This is a genomic window from Pseudomonas sp. KB_15, assembly GCF_052114525.1.
In the GTDB taxonomy this organism is placed as follows: Bacteria; Pseudomonadota; Gammaproteobacteria; order Pseudomonadales; family Pseudomonadaceae; genus Aquipseudomonas.
In genome coordinates, this window is the sequence record NZ_JBFREX010000003.1 from 73873 (window position 1) to 95445 (window position 21573).

The following is a 21573-nucleotide window of genomic DNA, read 5'->3' on the forward strand; positions in this document are numbered from 1 at the left end:
CCTCCTAAGGGGAAGGTTGGCAGTTCGAACCTGCCCTGGGACACCATATAATTCAAGGCCTCCAGCAGTTTTCGATGAGTTGTCAGTTTCGTCGTGACAGCGTGGTGGCAGCAACGGCCGAAAATTTGGTTGGTTAAAGGTCCTTAGCCGCCGTCCTCCTTCTCCGCTTTACTTGTATTTCTCCTGCCCAAATGTTGAACACCGGTCGATATTTTTCCGAGCTTGCGCTACCTACCGCGACTCTGTGCGTTCAGCTGCGTCTAGAATCTCAGGCTTACCCGTATATCAATGGATAGGTATCGAATGGAAAGCTCGCGGGATATCGAGGAGCGCATGATCAGCTTCCTCCAAAGCCAAAGCCATGTGACGCCTCTTGATGGTCATGTTACCCAGCCTAGCGGCGTCAAGATCGCGGATTATCTATTCTTCAACAGGCGAGCGGTTGTTGAGCTCAAAACGCTGAAGATTGATCCGAAAGATAAGATTTTGGATGGTGCCAAATCGCTGATGGAGTCTGATGAGTTTCCGCTGATCTTTGGTGACTATGACCTCGAAACCGCGATCAAGAACACACCGGGAGGGAAGGAGCATCTAGACAGAATTTTTTCTAGCGCAACCAGGATGGTTGAGGGAGTGCTTAGGAATGCCAAACAACAGATCGCCTCATCCAAAAGGCTATTGAGTCTTGATCCCGATACTCCAGGGATCGCGCTCATATTGAATGACACCGTCGAGAGCATTCCTGCCTCTCGGCTCGCTGACAGGTTCGGCTTCCGGCTCACCGGTGATGGCAAAGATCCGGGCCGGTTCTCGGAGATTGATTTTATTATTTTGATCCAGACTACCTACCGGCTGCAGCGAGGCGGTGGCGGATCAATGCACTTGCCGGCTTTCGTTATCAGCAATGACTTCAATGCTCATCGCCATCATAGAATTGAGCAAGAGATTCAGCTTTTTCTGCAAGCTTGGGCGCGCTCGCAGGGTCACAATTATGAAAGTACGAGCGAAACGTCCGATCTCCAATTTGAGCGTAACCACGGTCCTCGGCCGGCCCCCAAGTCTTTACAGGAGTTCGTAGAGGCGCAATACCGGGCAGAAAGGTATATGAGGGAATGGAGCGAAGAAAGGCTAATTGCTCATGGTAAGGATGTGATTCAGAGGATGCTCCCAATATTTCTCAAAGGAGCAGAAAAACCCTCAGAAACCGATTCGCATCTCTACATAAAGCAATTTACGGAGCTACTTGAGGAAGGTCGGATACGGGGTTTTGACTTGAGAAAAGTCCTGAATGAGATTCCTCGGGCCAGATAGTCACTATTCGTCTATCGCTTTGATTCGGAGGACTGTCGTAGTAGAGCAATTGGCGTGTCTAGCCGTCGCGCGTATGCCTAGGCCAGCCTCCAATAGCTCTTTCACTCGCTTGTGTAAATCGGCATCAACCGGCCGCCCCTGGTATTTGCCGGCGGCCCTGGCCTTCTCGATACCTTGGGCCTGACGCTCTCGCCGCTGCTCGTAATCCTTGCGGGCAATGGCGGCCATCATTTCCACCAGCATTGAGTTGATCGCTCCCAGCATCCGGCCGGTGAACTCGTCGCCCTTGGTGTCCTTCATTCCTTGGTGGCTGGTCGGCAAATCGAGTGCGACGATGCGCAGCCCCTTGGCGTCAATCGCAGTCTTGAGCTTTTGCCAATCCTCCACTGGAAGGCGTGAGAGGCGATCTATCGACTCAACCAGCAGCACGTCGCCTTTACGCGCATCCTTCAGTAAGCGCAGCAGCTCAGGCCGGTCAGCGGTGGCTCCACTGGCATTCTCCAGGTACACGCTAGCAATGACCTTGTTGTGATCGGTAGCGAATTGCTCGAGTGATGCCCGGGCGCGGCCGGCATCCTGTTCGTCAGTCGATGCTCGGAGGTATGCGCGGATGAACATGATGTGCCTGCCGTATCAGTTAAGGTGCTCCACTAATACTGTTGCACTTTGAGTGTCACTTATCAAGCTGGAAGGGTAAATAAACGCGAATTTACGCGTATCAGCTGAGGCATACGCAAAAAGGACGACTCCAAACCAGCGTTTTTTCTCGAATAAATGTGGCATTTCGCTATTATTTGCTCTGCCTGCATGGTTGGGAGGCGCTTGTTTTTGGAATCAGGGAGCCAGTATGACGTTCACCGAAGTGGTCAAAAATCGTCTCGTAGAACTTGGGGTAAAGTGCGACTGTGATGGCGGTAATGTCATTATTGTCGGTGAGGATGGTTTTGTAATTACTATTACTGTAAGTGATGAGTGGGAGGCCAGTTATAAATCATATGTTACCGCTCGAAGCGTTAACTATGAGTCTGATTCTAGATTGTTGGTTTTAAATAACTCTGTAGAGATGCAAGTGGCACGATTGACCAATGTTGGCTCATATAATGAGTCGTATACGCTAAAGGATAAAGGTCAAAATGCTGTTGTAGTGGGTGACTGCTCTTCGATATTTGCTGTAGCTTTTTTTATGTCGAAAGAATATGACAAATTTTTTGATATCAGAGTCAGACGTCGACTTACGACAAGAATCAAGCGGCGTACAGTCAGACAAATCTTCTTTATGCCACAAACAGTCACTTATTCTGCAAGAGGGAGAAAGGTTCAGCCTGACCTGAATGCTGTAGCGCTACGAATTATTGAGCGAGCGCTTTTCAAGCTCGCCGTTGAGCAGAATGATTGCATGGTGGTCTGGAAGCCCAAGAAAAAGCGGAATCGGTCGGTTTTCTGGGGGGATGTGGTCGATGATGACTGTTTGTCGGAAGCCGATTACGATGAAACTGTCGTTAATTATTACAAGCTTGCTAAAGCGAGTCCGTTTCCTAGTCAAAGTTTTTTGGCGTTTTACCACGTCCTTGAATATCAGTTTCTCAAGGTATCAGAGCTGGTAGTACATGACCGGTTGGCATCTATATTAAATGAGACAAAATTTCGTGCGACGCGAAATAATTTAGATAAAGTTATATCTGCAATTCGGGGGCACGACTCGCGTAATGATGAGACGGAAATGCTTCGTAATGTGCTTGCAAGGTATATTTCTGAGGAAGATCTGGTCGAATTTTTAACCGATTTTGAAGAAAAGTGTGGCGAAAAAATATATACAAAATCTCGTGTTTTGTTCGGACAAAAAGACACTGTAATCAATAAGTCGCATGCGCTGGCGAATACGGCAAAAGTTCTCAAGCAAGTCAGAAATGCAATTGTTCACTCAACAGATCGGTATAAGCGCGAGGACTGTCATATACCATTAACAGATTCTGAAAGCATCATTGAGGAATATTTGCCGATTGTTAGATTCGTCGCAGAGAAAGTGATTTTCGGTACTGCCTCCTAGTTTGACTGATAAAGGGGTCTTTAAGCTTTGTCCTCTGCGTGGATCGAGGCCGAGATAATAATCCCGCCCCACCTGCGCTCTCATATGCAGATCGGCACAGGATTGCCGCTGGCCGTGGTGTTCTTGGCGCTGCCGATCGCGTAAGAGGGGGAGTTTTCGGGGGAGGTACTTTGCTTCAGTCCTGTGGCTTGAGGGCTGAGCATCTGGATGACGCCGCCTGCGGCCAGTGCAATACCAGGTGCCAGGGTCGCGCCGTTCGTAACCGAGCTCATGGCAATTAAAACAACGCCGAGCACGGTTTGAAAAATGCCGGCGCGCTTGCTGCCAATGATCACAGGGACAATTCGGATTTCCTGCGCGCCGCCCATTTTCAGTTCCCGCTCGCCGATATTCTTACGGTTTTGGAACACCGCGAACTCCAGCCCCTTACGCTTGGCGTCTGCAAGGTACTTTGCAAAGCCTGGTCGATTGCTCGCCTCGGCGAAGCGTTCTTGCTAGGTGGTCAAGGTTTGGCTCCTGCGGTTAGGCGTGGTTGTAGGCCGTCTAATCTATTTAGGATCTTCTTCACACAAAAAAAGCCACCATCACTGGTAGCTTTCTGAGGCCGGAACGATATGGCAGACAATTCAAATCTGCGATGAGCCCGCAACTGAATGAAAGTCGACGAGGTTGTACCTGACAGTATTTTTACCTAGCAGCTCGATCAGTGCGATGCTCGATACAGACTTGACCTCAACATCAGCTTTAATAATCCGAATGCCCAATCTTTTGGCCAAGTCCGAGCGAGTTATGAACGCCCCCTCCGCCTCGGGGTCTTTCACTTCGTCGCTAAAGAGCTGCTTGACTAGGTGAGCCTGGAGCGGCTCCGGTTCAATATCCTCGTAGCACGCCACCAATATTCCAAGATCGTAAGGTGGTTCGAGCAGGCCAATCTCTTGATTTGGGCTATCTTGCTCAGCCGTGATCGTTAGAAATATTCCGAAAAGCTCGTCATGCTTCCTCTTCGCGAGCCTAGCTTCGAGCACATCTCTAATCTTGCTTTTGGCCAGAATTCGATTGAAGTCATCTGGTAATGCGGCTCTCGTGTATCCCCGCGCTAACCAAGAGCTGAATTTATCTAACCAGAGCGTTTGACTGCTGAATGGCTGTGTATGTCGATTTTCAAGACGGAATGGGGGCGGCGGGAGGTCCATGAGCCGACTTCTAGGCATCCACACTCTTTTCTGTGAATCAACCCTGATCAATAGCTCGTCAGCCCCATGGTGTGCAGCCAAGTGAATCTCACGCGGGTGAAAGCCTGTGGCGTACTCAGTCAACTCAGAAATCGCAGAGGCGCCGATCAGCTCCACCACCGGGACAGCTGTGAAGTCATCACTGTAAATATTGCACGGCTGCGAGGCGACAACCCACCATTCGCAGTCGCCGTATGCCGTGACTAAATCAGAAATTTCACTTTGGTGGATAAGCGATCCCTGCCACCACATTTCGGCACTGAGCTTGGCAAGAACCGCTTGTACGTCATCGACTATCTGCGTCACGAATAATCCCGCCAATTACAGTATTACTTGGTGCCCGACCGTCCTTCTGAGGACTCGGGATTGGCGAAATCATTCTTGGGGCTAGCTCATCGAGCTTTTCACTCAGCGCCACTTCAAGCTGATGCTGGTCAGCAGGGGTGTTGATCAGATCAATAAAGGATTGACCGTTGAGCGGCAGGTTCCAGACTTTCTTCAAGTTCTTCAAGTCCAGCTTGTCTGCTCTCGAGCGAACCAGATGATAAAGGGCGCTGATTCGAGCGACGAAGTTAGGCCGAGGATCAGCACCGTCGTACCAGTCATAAACGGTTTTTCTGGTTACTTTGAACAACTCAGATATCTGCGTGACTGTCAGCCCTAGAAAATCCTTGATCGCGTTTAGCTGATCAACAAGGCTTAGCGTCTCAGTTTTTTCCTGAACAGCAGGTGCGGCATGCTCTCTCGGTGTAGAAATAAGCACCGGATGGCCATCAATCAAAAAAATGGCACCTTGCTTCATTTGAGGCGCTGTGGAGCTCGCCGTTTCTAGCAGGAGGTTGAAAAGCTTGGCCACGAGACTCGGCGCAGAAGCTTGGTTTTCGCGCGAACGCCTGATAGGCACAAAGCTCATCGAGCTGGCATTAACGAGTGATGCATTCATTTTACGTTCTCACCCTTCCACGACGAAAATGCATAATCTGTGAATACGTCTTTGTGTCGAAAGAAGTCATTTGCGACTGAGTGTAGTGCTCGCAAATGCTCTAGCGCTTTTGGCGCCGCGTCGACCCGCAGAGGCCGGCTCATCTGCTGAATGGCGTCCATATCGATCACAGCTTCTCCGGGCTTCAGAGTATCGAAATTGACCCCAATCGTCGGGTCTTGAGTCATGATAAGTAAGCCCATCAGATCTTCACTCATGCTTGGCTGCCCCGGGAAATTCGTATAGCGCACACGAAGCTCCTTGCCTTCGCCACATCGGTAACTTGTCATGCTGGAGCCACCAAGCTGCTCAAAACCTTCGAATGCAGGGGCCAATAACTGAGCAGAGACGTATTTTTGAAGCTCATCCTGGGTCGAAGTTTTGATGTGATCGATGAAGCGCACGCCCATCGCGTTGACATCGATAAACCTCATTTGCCGCAGCAATTCCGTTAGCACTCGCTCTAGCACCTTTTCAAACTCGGTATAGCTCGTGTATTCGCGAGAGAAAATGAATACTTGATCAGCCGAAAGCTGAATCCCAAGGCTTCGGTCAGCAGACAGCATCATCCACATCTTAGACGTAGTGAACTCTGGCGCCATAGATAAGCCAGGAGCCGGGACCTGGACCTGGATCTCGTTGATCAATGGCGCAATATCTCGAAACGCATCCTGGATCTGCGGGAACCGTTCTGCCAGCAGCGGCCAAGGTGCGAAGCGAATGGAGGCGAGCGCATAGACAAGCGGCGAGTTCTGAAGGATACCTGAGCGATCTGACATAACGATTGGCGACCCGACTGATGAGTACAGAGATATTCTTAACTATACACCAAAGTAAACACCTGTCGATTGACGGTACGTCGGAGCAGTCGTTCAGTTACAAAAAAGTGAATCGCGGATTGGAGTGGCCTTTTAGACAACCAACGGAATTGGATAAGGCTAGAGAAAAGGCACACCAAACTCCTCCAGTGCGGAGCTTTTGATAGTCGCTCACATCAGCTATCTAGCTATGCGAGCAGCTCCAAAAACTTACGGTGCACCCTCAACAATCTGCCCAGCATTCGCAGCTCTTCACGCCGACCACCTTTGTAACCGCGCTTCGCCGATCTAGCTTTGCCATCTAGCGTCTTTGGGCCGGTGGATTTCTCCCACGGCTTCCGCTGCTTGATTATCGAACTGCTCGAGGCCCATCGAGTTCATCAGCGCTTGGCAGCTCTGATTGTCCTGCTGGCGAACTTCAAGCTGCGCCAACGCTGTTTTGATCGCGCCGCGATCAATCACTTCTCCCGCCTCGGCCTTGTCAGCCTCATCCAGTTCGGCCAGATACTGAGCGATGCGCTTATCCAGCTTTTCTTCCTGACGCTTGAATTGCTTGAGGTTCATATGGCGCCGCGAGGAAGCGAGCGCCTGAAACTTGCTGCCATCGATGGCCACCAGGTCGCCTGCGATCAGCCCGGCGGTGCGGCAAAACCGGACGAAGGCATGTTACGTCGCCAACGTATTGCTATCTTACGGTGCATGGCCAGCGCAGGAGGTAACTGATGCGGTAGCTCAAACGATGGGCAACCCGACGTGCCGCTCACCTCATGCTCAATGCCGAGCAATACACCGGCATTGAGCACGCCAAGTCGGCCACACAGTCAGCGCTGCATCAGCTTGATGCCGAGGTGGCGTCCCTCTGGTCGGTGCTGCGTCTGTGGCGGCAATCCGTATACCTATCCTTCGCCACAAAGAGGAAGACCTCATTATCTAAAGACCAAGATCTCCTTCAAAGATGTGCCCCCTAAAAGCGTACCGAAGAAGCTCCAACAGTTCAGGCTCCTTGGAGAGTTCCCTTTCAAGGGCTTCGATTCTCTCTTTTCCTGGTGCCCCACTGTGCAGATGCCGAATTATCTCAGAGCTATCGATTGCGGTATGTTGAAAACCGAACAGGATGTCGTACATGTTTTGTGAGCGATCATTAAGCGAAGAAATGATTCGTTCGCTTCTTTGCATATTGTTCATCAGCTTTTTGCCCGAATAATGGAATAACGAAACCCAATGCATATGGAAGCATAAGGCCACTACCAGTCCCTGACAGAGCGCTACAGCGGATTCGCACGAGTGGGTCTTGATTGCAGATGACCAATTTCACCTTGCCGGCCCAGGCGCGGTAGCATTCGCCGAGCCAGCTGTATTGGAACCATTTAGGCTGACATTGCGAGAACAACGCAGCGTTTCACCGGAACGACGAAATTCGGCAGGGCAGCGGACAAGCACCTTGGGGTACGCGGGACGTTTTTCGAATGCTGAAAACGTGTCACGACATTGCCAGGACGAACTCGCTTGCTCGAAGCCCATATGGAGGTACAGCAGCGGTACAGTGCTCAGCTTTACCCACCTAATGAAAACTAGCCAAACCTCCATGTAATCAACTGGTTAAAGCTATTGTACCCTCGACGTATCTAACCTAGACTTTATTCACCTCGGTGCATCAGTCGGCGACTCATAATCCTTTGGTCCACGGTTCAAGTCCGTGTGGGCCCACCAAACAAAAAAGCCGCGCATTGCGCGGCTTTTTCGTATCTGACGTTTAGATTTGTTTACTTATGGTCTCGCTTTATCGGATGACGCCTGCAGACCTTGTAGGCAAACTCCGAATCTTGCTTTTTGGCACTTTGCCGCCTTGTTGTGCCTTTCTTTGACGGGATAGTCTCCGGACATCGCTGACCATCCAGCGATCGGGCTTGGAAACCCGTCTAGTCAAGTCAAGCGCAACAGTCCCATCACGACTCCAGACGTTTTTACGGCTGCGACTCAGTGTTATGGCAGCTGTGCGTGGGACGTCTTCGGACGTGCCGGTTTCCTTGGCTCCCGGTTTCCAACCTGCGCACAGCTGCCACCCATTCGCTTGGAAACGAACGAGGCAGCTCTTTAAGCCAAGGAGTTAAATCATGACAAAAGCAAATCCATCTGATCATTCAGAACTGAAAACCGTCGGCTTCACACCCTTCCTGTATCTCTCAGACCAACCGCTGTTCCACGTCTGCCGCGACGTCCCCATCGCCGACGCCCTGGCCCAAGCCTCCGACCTGTTGTTCCTCGCCAAGTCCCTGACCATCGACGCCGCCTACGCCCAAGACTCCGACCGCCACGCCTGGGCTGCGCATTACCTGACGACGATGAGCAAAGCGGTGATTGATGATGTGGTGAAGGTGCTGACACGGCGGCCTGTTCAATCGAGAAAGGAAGCAGCTCCATCGAAAAACGCATAATCACGGCAGAGTTGAAAATTCCCAAAAAGGGACCTATCGTTCCCTTTTTGGGACTTATAGAGTCAACCATGCCTGCCATCCCGCTCAGCGATGCTCTCTTTACCGCAACTCAGCAAAAGGTGCTGGGCATGTTGTATGGCAAACCGGATCAGAGCTTCTATGCCAATGAAATATCCCGCTGGGCGCAGGTCGGCAAGGGCAGCCTGATGCGTGAACTGGATCGCCTGCACAACGCAGGCATTCTCACCATGAGTCGGCGAGGTAATCAGACGCACTACCAAGCCAACCCCGAGTGCCCTATCTATGCAGAACTGCTGGGGATAGTGCGTAAGACTTTTGGTATTGCGGAGCAACTGCGTGCAGCCTTGTCTCCACTGAATGATCAGTTGGTATGGGCGTTTATTTATGGCTCCATTGCCAAGGGTAACGAGCATGCAGGCAGTGACATTGACCTGATGCTGATTGGCGAGAATCTCAGTTACAGCGACTTGATGGAACGGGTACTTCCCATAGAGGAGCAGCTTGGCCGCACCATTAACCCAACGCTCTACACCCTGGCCGACTGGCAAGCCAAGAAGGCGGCCGGCAACAGCTTTGTCGTGCGGGTTGAGCAACAGGACAAAATTGATTTGATTGGCCGCAATCCAGCAGAGGTAGCCGATGGGCAGTAATGACAATCTGGAAAACCTGTTACGTAGCGACGGCCTCAAAGCCGAACCACCGGATCGCAAGGAATGTGAAGGGCTGCTGGGATCGGCCACGGACCGTTTGAAGGATGCTCACAGTCCGGCCCTGTCCTTCGCAAGTCGCGATGCTCTGTTGCCATTGGTGCAAGACGCTATGCTTGCGAGCAAATAACACTTCGGCCCTACGTTACTTCCAATGCTGAACGGCATCACTGCGGCTGTCAGCCCAAACACCCAGCGAAGGTATGGCCTGCACTGCCCGCAGCCCCTCCAGCATTTGCCCCGTCAACACGACCTCATACGTATCCGCCGCCCGCCCCCACTGCTCCACGATGACCATGCCGTCCACCAGCGCCTCTGCCAGTTCCGCAATCGTCTCGGCCTGATCCTCTATGATTTTTTGAGTCCGATCCCACACCTGATCAGTCATCGCTTTAAGCTGCGCCGCTATTCGCTCAGACGACGCTGGATCGGTATCCGGGTAGACGAGGTTGCGCAGCAGATGCTGAAGCTCCCTGATTTTTGCGTAATCCTGTTCCGCCCCCTGCCCGCCTTTGAGGATGGCTGTGGCCTTCAACTTGTCGACGCGTTTCCCGGCTGAGTGTTTTGATGGCAGTGTCTGCGCCATTGCGCCAGCCAGGAGGATCATCATCCGGGCTTCCAGATGCTCCTTCATGGCTTCTATCGACGAAATTGGGCGCACTAACGTAATGCAAGCCCCACCCTGGTGCCGCAAATCCATGGTCACCGTCAGGGTGACGCCGCCCGTGGCGAAGCCCAAGGAGCGGGCCACCACGTAGTGCCCCATTTCGTGATGGGCGATCTGCAATGCACGGTCCCGTACAGCGGCAGGCAGCTTTGTCGTCATATCCTTCGCCTCGCACTCTCGACTGCATTAACCCTAGCCGATTTACGCACACCGTCTTTCGGCCATTCAACAGCAAAAAGCCGCGCAATCCGTCCGTTCGACGACCACAAGCGCCCCGTCGAACGAGCCTGTAACATGCTGCACCATTGATCCGCGCCAATGGAGATCCCCCTTTGCCTGACACTCGCCCCCCCGTCCTCGATGAAATCGACCGCCAGTTGATTGCCGCCCTGCAGATCAACGCCCGCGAGAGTGTGGCCATGCTGGCCCGGCAACTGGGCATTGCCCGCACCACTGTCACTTCGCGCCTGGCGCGGCTGGAAAAAGCCAAAGTGATCACCGGTTACGGTGTACGCCTCGGACAGCGGGTGGTGGATGGCGGGTTACAGGCGTATGTGGGGATCACTGTGCAACCGCGTTCCGGCAAGGAAGTGCTGCGACGGCTGAGCGCGATGGCGCAGGTGCAGCAGTTGTGTGCGGTGAGTGGCGAATTTGATTATGTAGCGTGGCTGCGCACCGATTCGCCGGAGCAGCTGGATCAGTTGCTGGATCAGATTGGCAGTGTGGATGGGGTGGAGAAGACCACGACGTCGATCATTTTGAGCAGCAAGATTGATCGGGGGCAGCCGGTTTGACATTCCAGTTCAGGTTTCATGGGTGTCTGAGCTGACGCCATCGCGAGCAGGCTCGCTCCTACAGGGGATCTGATTGTCACTCTGACTCAACAAGACGTCATATTGACCAATAAAATGGCAAAACGACGACACTTTGCGTCTTATTAACGTGTTCTGTGCTCTCTAGAATGGCTGGCATCTTTTCCTATACTCAGATGCGCATTCCGCGTCGGGTCGCCAGCAAGGTCAGCCATGAACAAGAACAATCGCCATCCCGCAGACGGTAAAAAACCAGTCACCATTTTCGGCCCGGACTTTCCGTTCGCCTTCGACGACTGGATCGAACACCCGGCCGGCCTGGGCAGCATTCCCGAGCACAATCATGGTGCCGAAGTGGCGATTGTCGGTGGCGGGATTGCCGGCCTGGTGGCCGCGTATGAGCTGATGAAGCTGGGGCTGAAACCGGTCGTCTACGAAGCCTCGAAAATGGGTGGCCGTCTGCGCTCCCAAGCATTCAACGGCGCCGAAGGCATTGTGGCTGAACTCGGTGGCATGCGTTTTCCGGTGTCCTCTACCGCGTTTTATCACTACGTCGACAAGCTCGGCCTGGAAACCAAGCCGTTCCCCAACCCGCTGACCCCCGCATCGGGCAGCACGGTGATCGACCTCGAAGGCCAGACTCATTACGCACAGAAGCTGTCGGACCTTCCTGCACTGTTCCAGGAAGTGGCTGACGCCTGGGCCGATGCCCTGGAGGCCGGTTCGCAGTTCTCGGATATCCAGCAAGCCATTCGCGACCGCGACGTGCCGCGCCTCAAGGAACTGTGGAACACCCTGGTGCCGCTGTGGGACGACCGCACCTTCTACGACTTCGTCGCCACCTCCAAGGCGTTCGCCAAGCTCTCGTTCCATCACCGCGAAGTGTTTGGCCAGGTCGGTTTCGGTACCGGCGGCTGGGACTCGGACTTCCCCAACTCGATGCTGGAAATCTTCCGCGTGGTGATGACCAACTGTGATGACCACCAGCACCTGGTGGTCGGCGGGGTGGAACAGGTGCCGCAGGGCATCTGGCGCCATGTGCCGGAGCGTTGTGCGCACTGGCCGGCCGGCACCAGCCTTAGCTCCCTGCACAGCGGCGCACCGCGTACCGGTGTGAAGAAGATTGCTCACGCGCCGGGCGGCCGTTTCGCCGTCACCGACAACTGGGGCGACACCCGCGAATACGCCGCCGTGTTGACCACCTGCCAGAGCTGGCTGCTGACCACCCAGATCGAATGCGACGAAACCCTGTTCTCGCAAAAGATGTGGATGGCCCTGGACCGCACCCGCTACATGCAGTCGTCGAAAACCTTTGTGATGGTCGACCGTCCGTTCTGGAAGGACAAGGATCCGGAAACCGGCCGCGACCTGATGAGCATGACCCTCACCGACCGCCTGACCCGCGGCACCTACCTGTTTGACAACGGCGATGACAAGCCGGGGGTGATTTGCCTGTCGTACTCGTGGATGAGCGACGCGCTGAAAATGCTCCCGCACCCGGTGGAAAAACGCGTGAAACTGGCGCTGGATGCACTGAAAAAGATCTACCCGAAAGTCGACATCGCCGCGCGAATCATCGGCGACCCGATCACGGTGTCCTGGGAAGCCGACCCGCATTTCCTCGGCGCGTTCAAAGGCGCGCTGCCCGGCCACTACCGCTACAACCAGCGCATGTACGCGCACTTCATGCAGGACGACATGCCGGCCGAGCAGCGCGGGATCTTCATTGCCGGTGACGACGTTTCGTGGACGCCGGCCTGGGTTGAAGGCGCTGTGCAGACCTCGCTCAACGCGGTGTGGGGGATCATGAAACACTTCGGCGGTGCAACTCACGCCGAGAATCCGGGTCCAGGAGATGTATTCAACGAGATCGGACCGATCGCCCTGCCCGAGTAAGAGGAATCCGAAATGCGCGTAGCCCTTTACCAATGTCCACCGTTGCCGCTGGATGTCGCCGGCAACCTGCAACGCCTGCAACAACTGGCGCTGGAGGCAAAAGGCGCGGACCTGCTGGTGTTGCCGGAGATGTTCCTGACCGGCTACAACATCGGCGTCGATGCTGTCAGCGTCCTCGCGGAGGTGTACAACGGCGAATCGGCGCAGCAGATTGCGCGCATTGCCAAAGCTGCCGGGATCGCCATCTTGTATGGCTATCCCGAGCGCACCGCCGACGGGCAGATCTACAACGCCGTGCAGTTGATCGACGCCAATGGCGAGCGCCTGTGCAACTACCGCAAGACGCATTTGTTCGGCGACCTCGATCACTCGATGTTCAGTGCAGGCGCGGACGAGTTTCCCATCGTTGAGCTCAACGGCTGGAAACTCGGTTTCCTGATCTGCTACGACCTGGAGTTTCCGGAAAACGCCCGACGCCTGGCCCTGGGCGGTGCCGAGCTGATTCTGGTGCCGACCGCGAACATGATTCCATTCGATTTCGTTGCCGATGTCACCGTGCGTTCCCGCGCCTTCGAAAACCAATGCTATGTGGCTTACGCCAACTACTGTGGCCATGAAGGCGACATCCACTATTGCGGCCAGAGCAGCATTGCTGCGCCGGATGGCAGCCGTATCGCTCAGGCGGGACTGGATGAATCGCTGATTGTCGGTGAGCTGGATCGACAGTTGATGGTCGATTCCCGTGCCGCCAATCGCTACCTGATCGATCGTCGTCCCGAGCTTTACGGCGAGCTGAACAAGTCCTAATCCGCTAGCATTGGCACTTCACTGTTCTGGAAGTGCCCATGCCCGCGCTGAATCACCCTCGCCCCCTCACTGAAACCCTGACCAACGGCTTGCGGGTGACGCTGCGTCATGCGCCGAATTTGAAGCGTTGCGCTGCGGCATTGCGCGTCGCGACCGGCAGCCATGACGTGCCGCTGACCTGGCCGGGGCTGGCGCACTTTCTTGAGCATTTGCTGTTTCTCGGCACCGCGCGTTTTCCCGCCGATCAAGGGTTGATGGCCTACGTACAACGGCATGGTGGACAGTTGAATGCACGCACTAGCGAGCGCGCCACGGATTACTTTTTCGAATTGCCAGCGCAGGCTTTTGCCGGTGGGTTGGAGCGTCTGTCAGACATGCTCGCTCATCCGCGTATGAATCCGAACGATCAGCAGCAGGAACGGGAAGTGCTACACGCTGAATTTGTTGCCTGGTCCCAGGATGCGGCCGCGCAACAGCAGTTTTCGCTGTTCGATGGACTGTCAGAATTGCATCCGCTTCGCGGTTTCCATGCTGGTAATCGCGACAGTCTGGCGGTGGAGCAACCCGGGTTTCAGCAGGCTTTGCAGGACTTTCATCAGCGGTTTTATCAGACCGGGCAGATGACCTTGAGCCTGGCTGGGCCGCAGAGTCTCGAAGAGCTGAGGGCGCTGGCTGAAGCGTTTGGCAACGTCATCACCAAGGGAGAAAACGTCGAGCAACAAGCTCCTGTGCCACTGATGTCGACGTCAGAAAAAAGTTATCAACAGGCTGGAGAACGGCGTCTGGATTGGCTGTTCGCACTCGAAGCACTGCCCGATTTCTCTGCGCAAGCGCTGGCGTTCCTGTGCCACTGGCTGAATCTGGCAAAACCCGGCGGCTTGTTGGCAAACCTGCGCGAGCGCGGGCTGGCCGATAACCTGAAAGCCCAACCGCTGTACCAGTTCGCCGGGCAAGCTTTGCTGCATATCGAATTCACCTTGCCCGCCGCAACCTCGGCAACAGGCATCCGCGAATGCCTGATGGACTGGCTCGGTTTTTTTGCCGAACAAGACTGGAACCGATTGCGTGAAGAATACGCAACCCTGCTCCAGCGCCAGCAGCAAGTCAGCAGTGCCTTGCAACTGGCCCGACTGGACAGCGAACAGCGCGAAGTCGTGTTATCCGACAAAGGCGTTACAGCCCTCAAGCAAATCCTCCAACAAATTGGAGCTGTGGATAACTTCAGTGGCCCATGGCAATTGCCCGCCCCAAATCCTTTCCTGCGCTGCGAAGCACCGGCACCCAACGCCGGATTGATTCGCGGCCAGACCAGCGCCCACCGCGGCCTGCGTACTTTTGCCCAGGATCGCTCGCGCAGCCGTCGTGAACGTTCTCCGATGCAATTCAGCCAGGCATTCCCGGACAACGGTGCTGAAGGTGCGATCTATCTGCGTTGGCGTCTGGACTCGACTCCCGGTAGCAACCTTCAATCTCGGCTGGAAAATAACCTGCATCCGTTGCGAGAAGACGCGCGCCAGGCCGGCGTGGACTTTTCCTTCAGTGCGTCGGGCAACGAATGGTTGCTGAAACTGAACGGGCTACAGGAGCCGATGCCCTCCGTCCTGGAGCATGCGCTCAAAGAACTGACAAAACCTGATGCCACTGTCTCACCATCAGAATCGACGAGCGTTGCGTTAATGCCGATTCGACAACTACTCAAGGTATTGCCCGATCACTGTATTGGGCACTCCGCGAATTCGGATGACGTACAGCAACTCTGGTCAAGTGCGCGCTGGGATGGGCTGTCCATCGGTTTGTCAGCTCAGACTCAGGCGGCCATGGGTCTGGCCTTGAGCCGTATACCCGGCACGCCGGACAATCAACTGACGGCGCCAGCTTCGATCCATTCACAACGTCTGTGGAGCAATGTCGATACCGCCTCCAGCGAGCATGCGCTGCTGCTGTTCTGTCCGACAGCCACCCAGGAAATGGCCGACGAAGCCGCGTGGCGTTTGCTCGCGCATGTCTGTCAGACGCCGTTCTACCAGCGCCTGCGGGTGGAGCTGCAACTCGGCTATGCGGTGTTCGGCGCCCTGCGGCAGATTCACGGGCAAACCGGGCTGCTGTTCGGTGTGCAATCGCCAAGCGTTGCGCCGATGGACCTGCTGCAACACATCGAGCAATTCCTGAATCGATTGCCGGAACTGATCAACGCACTCGACGACACCACCTTCACCGCTCAACGCAAGGCCCTGGCGGATCAGTTTTCCAGCGCCACGCTCACCACGGCCCAGGCTGCCGAATTGCTCTGGCAGGGCAAACTGGCTGGCCGCTCGTCGGATTATCTGACGCAATTACCCGAGGCCATTTTGCAGATCGACCGGGCCGCGCTATTGGCTGCGACCCGACGCCTGAATCAGGCCGAGGGCGGCTGGTACTGCCTCGCCAGCGCCGCCAGCCCGGGCGAGCCATGGCAAGCGGCAAAATGATCATTACCGGGGCGGTAAGGAGCTTTCTCAAAGTTTCACGGGCAATCTTTTTGAAATTTTGAGTAACATAGCAACCTAACTATCTGGAACATCTCTGACTTGAGGTGGACTATATCTATAGATAGCGCTGTCCCACCCACCTGAAGGAGTTCAATTTATGGCCTGGACCAAACCTGCCTACACCGACCTGCGTATCGGCTTTGAAGTCACCATGTACTTCGCAAGCCGCTAATCTCTACCTTGGTAGACGTGCAGCACAACGCCTCGGTTATCCGAGGCGTTTTATTTTCAGTGTTGAAATGATGGAGCGTCCATGTTTGTCCAGATTCTAGGTTCCGCTGCCGGCGGCGGCTTCCCCCAGTGGAACTGCAACTGCGTGAACTGCGCAGGCTTTCGCAACGGCAGCCTGCGGGCCAAGGCGCGGACGCAGTCGTCCATCGCGATTTCCGATGACGGCGTGAACTGGGTACTGTGCAACACCTCCCCGGACATCCGCGCCCAACTCCAGAGCTTCGCCCCGATGCAGCCGGGCCGCGCCCTGCGCGATACCGGGATCGGCGCGATCATCCTGATGGACAGCCAGATCGACCACACCACCGGCCTGCTCATGCTGCGCGAAGGCTGCCCGCATCAGGTGTGGTGCACCGACATGGTCCACGAAGACCTGAGCAGCGGCTTTCCGCTGTTCACCATGCTGACCCACTGGAACGGCGGACTGAACTGGAACCGCATCGAACTCGACCAGAGCTTCAGCATCCCGGCCTGCCCGAACCTGCGTTTCACCCCACTGCCGCTGCGCAGCGCCGCACCGCCCTATTCGCCGCACCGTTTCGACCCGCATCCGGGCGACAACATCGGCCTGATCGTCGAAGACCGGGGCACGGGTGGCAAACTGTTCTACGCACCGGGTCTGGGCAAAGTGGATGCGGCGCTGCTGGAGATCATGGCCGGCAGCGATTGCCTGCTGGTCGATGGAACGTTGTGGGACGACGATGAAATGCAACGTCGCGGCGTCGGCACCCGCACCGGTCGCGAGATGGGACACCTGGCGCAGAAGGGCCCCGGCGGCATGCTCGAAGTGCTGGAGCAACTGCCCGAGCAGCGCAAGGTGCTTATCCACATCAACAACACCAACCCGATTCTCGATGAGGATTCGCCGGAGCGGGCGGAGCTGGATCGGCGCCAGGTTGAAGTGGCGTATGACGGCATGAGTATTGTTTTGTAAGTAGTCGAGACCGCTGCGCGGTCTATCGCGAGCAGGCTCGCTCCCACAAAGGTACGCGATCAACTGTGGGAGCGAGCCTGCTCGCGATGAGGCCGGCAGCAGCAACACATATCCAGGTTATTCCCCGGAGCCCCCCGATGACTGACACCCCGATGTCCCCCGCCGAATTCGAAGCGGCCCTGCGCGCCAAAGGCGCCTACTACCACATCCATCACCCCTACCACGTGGCGATGTATGAAGGCCGGGCCACCCGCGAACAGATTCAGGGTTGGGTCGCCAACCGCTTTTACTATCAGGTGAACATTCCCCTGAAAGACGCGGCGATCCTCGCTAACTGCCCTGACCGCGAGATCCGCCGCGAGTGGATTCAGCGCCTGCTCGACCACGACGGCGCGCCCGGTGAAGACGGCGGCATCGAAGCCTGGCTGCGCCTGGGCCAGGCCGTGGGCCTCGACCCGGACCAGCTGCGCTCCCAGGAACTGGTGCTGCCCGGTGTGCGCTTCGCCGTCGACGCTTACGTCAACTTTGCTCGCCGCGCCAGTTGGCAGGAAGCCGCGAGCAGCTCGCTGACCGAACTGTTCGCCCCGCAAATCCACCAATCGCGCCTGGACAGTTGGCCCCGGCACTACCCATGGATCGACCCGGCCGGCTACGACTATTTCCGCACCCGCCTGGGCCAGGCACGGCGTGATGTCGAGCATGGTCTGGCGATCACGCTTGAGCACTACAGGACCCGGGAAGGCCAGGAGCGCATGCTGGAAATTCTCCAGTTCAAACTGGACATTCTTTGGAGCATGCTCGATGCCATGAGCATGGCCTACGAACTGAAACGCCCGCCGTATCACAGCGTGACCGGGGAGCGGGTCTGGCACAAAGGAATCACATTATGAGTTTCGATCGCAGCAAGACCCCGACCTGGCGCCCCGGCTACCGATTCCAGTACGAACCGGCGCAAAAAGGCCACGTGCTGCTGTACCCGGAAGGCATGATCAAACTCAACGAAAGTGCCGCGCTGATCGGCGGTTTGATCGACGGTGAGCGGGATGTTGCGGCGATCATCAATGAGCTCGACCAACAGTTCCCCGGCGTGCCAGAGCTCGGAGACGACATCGAGCAATTCATGGAGGTTGCCCGTGCGCAGCACTGGATCGAACTTGCCTGATTCATCAAGGCAAGTACCGCCCAAACCCGACGTCGGCCTGCCGCTGTGGCTGCTCGCCGAGCTGACCTATCGCTGCCCGCTGCAATGCCCGTACTGCTCCAATCCGCTGGACTTCGCCGAGCAAGGCAAAGAGCTGAGCACCGAGCAGTGGATCAAGGTGTTCCGCGAAGCACGGGAGATGGGCGCCGCGCAGCTGGGCTTTTCCGGTGGCGAGCCGCTGGTGCGCCAGGACCTCGCCGAGCTGATTGCCGAAGCCCGCAAACTCGGCTTCTACACCAACCTGATCACCTCCGGCATCGGCCTGACCGAGCAGAAAATCGGCGATTTCAAGAAGGCCGGCCTCGATCACATCCAGATCAGTTTCCAGGCCAGCGACGAGCAGGTGAACAACCTGCTGGCCGGTTCAAAAAAGGCCTTTGCGCAGAAACTGGACATGGCCCGGGCGGTGAAGGCCCACGGTTATCCGATGGTGCTGAACTTCGTGACCCATCGGCACAACATCGACCAGATCGACCGCATCATCGAGCTGTGCATCGCGCTGGAAGCGGACTTCGTCGAGCTCGCCACTTGCCAGTTTTACGGCTGGGCGCAACTCAATCGCGTCGGGCTATTGCCGACCCAAGAGCAACTGGTGCGCGCCGAACGCATCACCAACGAGTACCGCGCCAAACTGGCAGCCGAAGGGCATCCGTGCAAGCTGATATTCGTCACCCCGGACTATTACGAAGAACGCCCGAAAGCCTGCATGAATGGCTGGGGCAGTATTTTTCTGACGGTCACGCCAGACGGAACCGCCCTGCCCTGTCACGGTGCCCGACAGATGCCGGTGCAGTTTCCCAACGTGCGCGATCACAGCATGCAGCACATCTGGTACGACTCATTTGGCTTCAACCGTTTCCGCGGCTACGACTGGATGCCCGAACCGTGCCGCTCCTGTGACGAGAAAGAAAAAGACTTCGGCGGCTGCCGCTGCCAGGCGTTCATGCTCACCGGCGATGCCAGCAACGCCGACCCGGTGTGCAGCAAGTCGCCACAACACGGCGTGATCCTCAAGGCTCGCGAAGAAGCCGAGCACGCGACCCAGACCATCGACCAACTGGCCTTTCGCAATGAACGAAACTCACGCCTCATCGCCAAAAGCTGAACCTTTCAGCGCTGCCAAAGCCGTGGCCGCCGGTATCGACTTTGCCGAACTGCAGGTCGGTCGACAGGGCCTGTTCTGGAACGAGTACCGCCCCGAAGACGCGGCGTGCCGGATCTGGCATTGGCGTAACGGTGCAGCGAAATGTATGACGCCACCGGGGTTCAGCGTGCGCAGTCGGGTGTACGAATATGGCGGTGGAGCGTTTTGTCTGACTGACAACGGCGTTGTTTTCGTCAACGAGGCCGACCAGCAGTTGTATCGACAATCACTGCAAGGCGAATCGCCCGAAAAGCTGACGTCCGGTGCGTGCCGGTATGGCGATTTACAGTTCGCCCACGGGCAGGTGCTGGCAGTCGAGGAGCATCGCGATCAACACCGACTGGTGGCAATCGATCTGTTGGATGGCGCACGTCACTTGCTGGCCGAAGGTGCTGATTTTTACGCCGCGCCGACGCTGAGTCCTGATGCCCGGCGTCTGGCCTGGATCGAATGGGATCACCCGGATCAGCCATGGACCGCGACCCGTTTGATGGTTGCCGAACGCCTGGCCGATGGCGGTTTTGCCGAGGCTCGTTGTGTGGCGGGCGACGGCACTCAAGAGTCTGTGCAACAACCGCGGTTTGATGCCGGCGGCCGCTTGTATTGCCTGACGGATCGCGCGGGTTACTGGCAGCCCTGGATGGAATCCGAAAAAGGCCTGAGCCCATTGCCAAGCGCCGCCGCCGACCATGGCCCCGCGCCCTGGCAACTCGGCGGCAGCACCTGGTTGCCGCTGGGCGACGATAGTTATCTGGCCAGTTGGACCGAAGGCGGGTTTGGTCGATTAGGCGTATGCGGCGATTCCAGCGCAGACTTTACCGGTGACTACAGCCGCTTCCGCCATCTTGCCGTGGATGATCAGTTCATCTATTGCATCGCGGCGTCGCCCGTCAGTTCAACCGCCGTCATCGCCATCGACCGCCAGAGCCGACAAGTGAAAGTACTGGCCGGCGGCATCGCACCGCTTCCCCCCGAACAGATCAGCCGTCCGCAAACCTTGCGCTACCCGAGTGGCTCAGGCGAAGCACACGGCTTTTTCTACCCGGCGATGACCGGCAAGGCGAAACCGCCGTTGGTGGTGTTCGTCCATGGCGGCCCGACCTCGGCGTGCTACCCGATGCTCGATCCGCGTATCCAGTACTGGGCACAGCGGGGCTTCGCCGTGGCCGACCTCAACTATCGCGGCAGCAGCGGTTATGGCCGGGACTATCGCCAGGCGCTACACCTGAGCTGGGGCGATGTTGATGTGCAAGATGCCTGCGCCGTGGTCAGTTACCTCAACCAGCGAGGCTTGATCGACGGCGACAAGACCTTCATCCGCGGCGGCAGCGCCGGCGGCTACACCACCCTTTGCGCCCTGGCCTTTCACAACGTGTTCCGCGCCGGCGCCAGTCTGTATGGGGTCAGCGACCCGGTGGCGCTGGGGCGCGCGACCCACAAATTCGAAAGCGACTATCTGGATTGGTTGATTGGCGATCCGCTGCTGGACGCCGAACGCTACGCGGCCCGCACGCCGCTGCTGCATGCCGGCAACATCCGCGTGCCGGTGATCTTCTTTCAAGGTGAACTGGATGCCGTGGTCGTCCCGCAGCAGACCCGCGACATGGTCGCGGCGCTACGGGACAACGGTATTCTGGTCGAAGCGCATTACTACGCCGATGAACGCCACGGTTTCCGCAAGGCTGGAAATCAGGCCCATGCGCTGGAGCAGGAGTGGTTGTTTTATCGAAGGGTGATGGGTTCAGTGGACTGAGGTCTGCGCACAGAGCTGAAACAATGGCGCCCCCTTCGCGGGCAAGC

20 protein-coding genes and 2 pseudogenes are annotated in these 21573 nt (G+C 56.4%); 15 read left to right on the top strand and 7 right to left on the bottom strand.

Going from position 1 to position 21573, the window contains the following annotated elements; genetic code table 11:
• Positions 1 to 333: 333 nt before the first annotated feature.
• The gene (locus AB4Z35_RS04560; RefSeq protein WP_442096168.1) at positions 334 to 1311 is read left to right on the top strand and encodes a hypothetical protein; all 978 of its coding nucleotides are present in this window, start codon (positions 334 to 336) and stop codon (positions 1309 to 1311) included.
• Between the two features lie 3 nt (positions 1312 to 1314).
• On the opposite strand, the gene AB4Z35_RS04565 is transcribed toward AB4Z35_RS04560, so the two are convergent.
• Positions 1315 to 1929, bottom strand: a complete 615-nt coding sequence (locus tag AB4Z35_RS04565) for a recombinase family protein (protein WP_442096169.1) — start codon at positions 1927 to 1929, stop codon at positions 1315 to 1317.
• A gap of 229 nt (positions 1930 to 2158) precedes the next feature.
• Between AB4Z35_RS04565 and AB4Z35_RS04570 the strand changes: the two genes are divergently transcribed.
• On the top strand, positions 2159 to 3358 hold the full coding sequence (locus AB4Z35_RS04570) for a hypothetical protein (RefSeq protein WP_442096170.1): 1200 nt from the start codon (positions 2159 to 2161) through the stop codon (positions 3356 to 3358).
• 80 nt (positions 3359 to 3438) lie between these two features.
• On the opposite strand, the pseudogene AB4Z35_RS04575 reads toward AB4Z35_RS04570, so the two are convergent.
• The 5 genes and pseudogenes from AB4Z35_RS04575 to AB4Z35_RS04595 all read right to left on the bottom strand — a co-directional run.
• A pseudogene (locus AB4Z35_RS04575) lies at positions 3439 to 3819 on the bottom strand (tail assembly protein); the annotation flags it as partial.
• A 165-nt stretch (positions 3820 to 3984) separates the two neighbouring features.
• Positions 3985 to 4896: a hypothetical protein gene (locus AB4Z35_RS04580; protein ID WP_442096171.1), complete on the bottom strand. Its 912-nt coding sequence runs from the start codon at positions 4894 to 4896 to the stop codon at positions 3985 to 3987.
• Positions 4877 to 5533, bottom strand: a complete 657-nt coding sequence (locus AB4Z35_RS04585; protein ID WP_442096172.1) for a hypothetical protein — start codon at positions 5531 to 5533, stop codon at positions 4877 to 4879. The genes AB4Z35_RS04580 and AB4Z35_RS04585 overlap by 20 nt, the downstream gene beginning before the upstream one ends.
• Positions 5530 to 6351: a TIGR04255 family protein gene (locus AB4Z35_RS04590; RefSeq protein ID WP_442096173.1), complete on the bottom strand. Its 822-nt coding sequence runs from the start codon at positions 6349 to 6351 to the stop codon at positions 5530 to 5532. Before AB4Z35_RS04590 ends, AB4Z35_RS04585 begins: the two co-directional genes overlap by 4 nt.
• Before the next feature lie 372 nt (positions 6352 to 6723).
• A pseudogene (locus AB4Z35_RS04595) lies at positions 6724 to 7053 on the bottom strand (IS5/IS1182 family transposase); the annotation flags it as partial.
• A 1451-nt stretch (positions 7054 to 8504) separates the two neighbouring features.
• Here AB4Z35_RS04595 and AB4Z35_RS04600 point away from each other — a divergent pair.
• From AB4Z35_RS04600 to AB4Z35_RS04610, 3 genes are all read left to right on the top strand, one after another.
• The gene (locus AB4Z35_RS04600) at positions 8505 to 8825 is read left to right on the top strand and encodes a DUF3077 domain-containing protein (RefSeq protein ID WP_442096174.1); all 321 of its coding nucleotides are present in this window, start codon (positions 8505 to 8507) and stop codon (positions 8823 to 8825) included.
• 68 nt (positions 8826 to 8893) lie between these two features.
• The gene (locus AB4Z35_RS04605; RefSeq protein WP_442096175.1) at positions 8894 to 9496 is read left to right on the top strand and encodes a nucleotidyltransferase domain-containing protein; all 603 of its coding nucleotides are present in this window, start codon (positions 8894 to 8896) and stop codon (positions 9494 to 9496) included.
• Entirely contained in the window at positions 9486 to 9683 is a 198-nt protein-coding gene (locus AB4Z35_RS04610; RefSeq protein WP_442096470.1) for a hypothetical protein, read from the top strand. The genes AB4Z35_RS04605 and AB4Z35_RS04610 overlap by 11 nt, the downstream gene beginning before the upstream one ends.
• Positions 9684 to 9698: 15 nt before the next feature.
• Here the strand turns inward: AB4Z35_RS04610 and AB4Z35_RS04615 are convergent, their stop codons facing one another.
• Entirely contained in the window at positions 9699 to 10379 is a 681-nt protein-coding gene (locus AB4Z35_RS04615) for a peptidase M41 (protein WP_442096176.1), read from the bottom strand.
• A gap of 173 nt (positions 10380 to 10552) precedes the next feature.
• Between AB4Z35_RS04615 and AB4Z35_RS04620 the strand changes: the two genes are divergently transcribed.
• The 10 genes from AB4Z35_RS04620 (at position 10553) to AB4Z35_RS04665 (ending at position 21526) form a co-directional block, all read left to right on the top strand.
• Positions 10553 to 11014, top strand: a complete 462-nt coding sequence (locus AB4Z35_RS04620) for an Lrp/AsnC family transcriptional regulator (protein WP_007980298.1) — start codon at positions 10553 to 10555, stop codon at positions 11012 to 11014.
• Positions 11015 to 11245: 231 nt separating this feature from the next.
• Positions 11246 to 12928 carry a flavin monoamine oxidase family protein gene (locus tag AB4Z35_RS04625; protein WP_007993186.1) on the top strand — a complete coding sequence of 561 codons (1683 nt, stop codon included), beginning with the start codon at positions 11246 to 11248 and terminating at the stop codon, positions 12926 to 12928.
• A gap of 12 nt (positions 12929 to 12940) precedes the next feature.
• On the top strand, positions 12941 to 13735 hold the full coding sequence (locus AB4Z35_RS04630) for a carbon-nitrogen hydrolase family protein (protein WP_442096177.1): 795 nt from the start codon (positions 12941 to 12943) through the stop codon (positions 13733 to 13735).
• A gap of 38 nt (positions 13736 to 13773) precedes the next feature.
• Positions 13774 to 16203, top strand: a complete 2430-nt coding sequence (gene pqqF, locus AB4Z35_RS04635) for a pyrroloquinoline quinone biosynthesis protein PqqF (protein WP_442096178.1) — start codon at positions 13774 to 13776, stop codon at positions 16201 to 16203.
• Between the two features lie 157 nt (positions 16204 to 16360).
• On the top strand, positions 16361 to 16435 hold the full coding sequence (pqqA, locus tag AB4Z35_RS04640; protein WP_003444522.1) for a pyrroloquinoline quinone precursor peptide PqqA: 75 nt from the start codon (positions 16361 to 16363) through the stop codon (positions 16433 to 16435).
• Positions 16436 to 16516: 81 nt separating this feature from the next.
• The gene (gene pqqB / locus AB4Z35_RS04645; RefSeq protein ID WP_442096179.1) at positions 16517 to 17428 is read left to right on the top strand and encodes a pyrroloquinoline quinone biosynthesis protein PqqB; all 912 of its coding nucleotides are present in this window, start codon (positions 16517 to 16519) and stop codon (positions 17426 to 17428) included.
• 137 nt (positions 17429 to 17565) lie between these two features.
• On the top strand, positions 17566 to 18318 hold the full coding sequence (gene pqqC, locus AB4Z35_RS04650) for a pyrroloquinoline-quinone synthase PqqC (protein ID WP_442096180.1): 753 nt from the start codon (positions 17566 to 17568) through the stop codon (positions 18316 to 18318).
• A complete protein-coding gene (gene pqqD / locus AB4Z35_RS04655; RefSeq protein ID WP_015097086.1) occupies positions 18315 to 18590 on the top strand; it encodes a pyrroloquinoline quinone biosynthesis peptide chaperone PqqD in 276 nt (91 codons plus the stop codon). Before pqqC ends, pqqD begins: the two co-directional genes overlap by 4 nt.
• Entirely contained in the window at positions 18562 to 19734 is a 1173-nt protein-coding gene (gene pqqE / locus AB4Z35_RS04660) for a pyrroloquinoline quinone biosynthesis protein PqqE (RefSeq protein ID WP_442096181.1), read from the top strand. The genes pqqD and pqqE overlap by 29 nt, the downstream gene beginning before the upstream one ends.
• Positions 19700 to 21526 carry a S9 family peptidase gene (locus tag AB4Z35_RS04665; protein WP_442096182.1) on the top strand — a complete coding sequence of 609 codons (1827 nt, stop codon included), beginning with the start codon at positions 19700 to 19702 and terminating at the stop codon, positions 21524 to 21526. Before pqqE ends, AB4Z35_RS04665 begins: the two co-directional genes overlap by 35 nt.
• Positions 21527 to 21573: the final 47 nt, after the last annotated feature.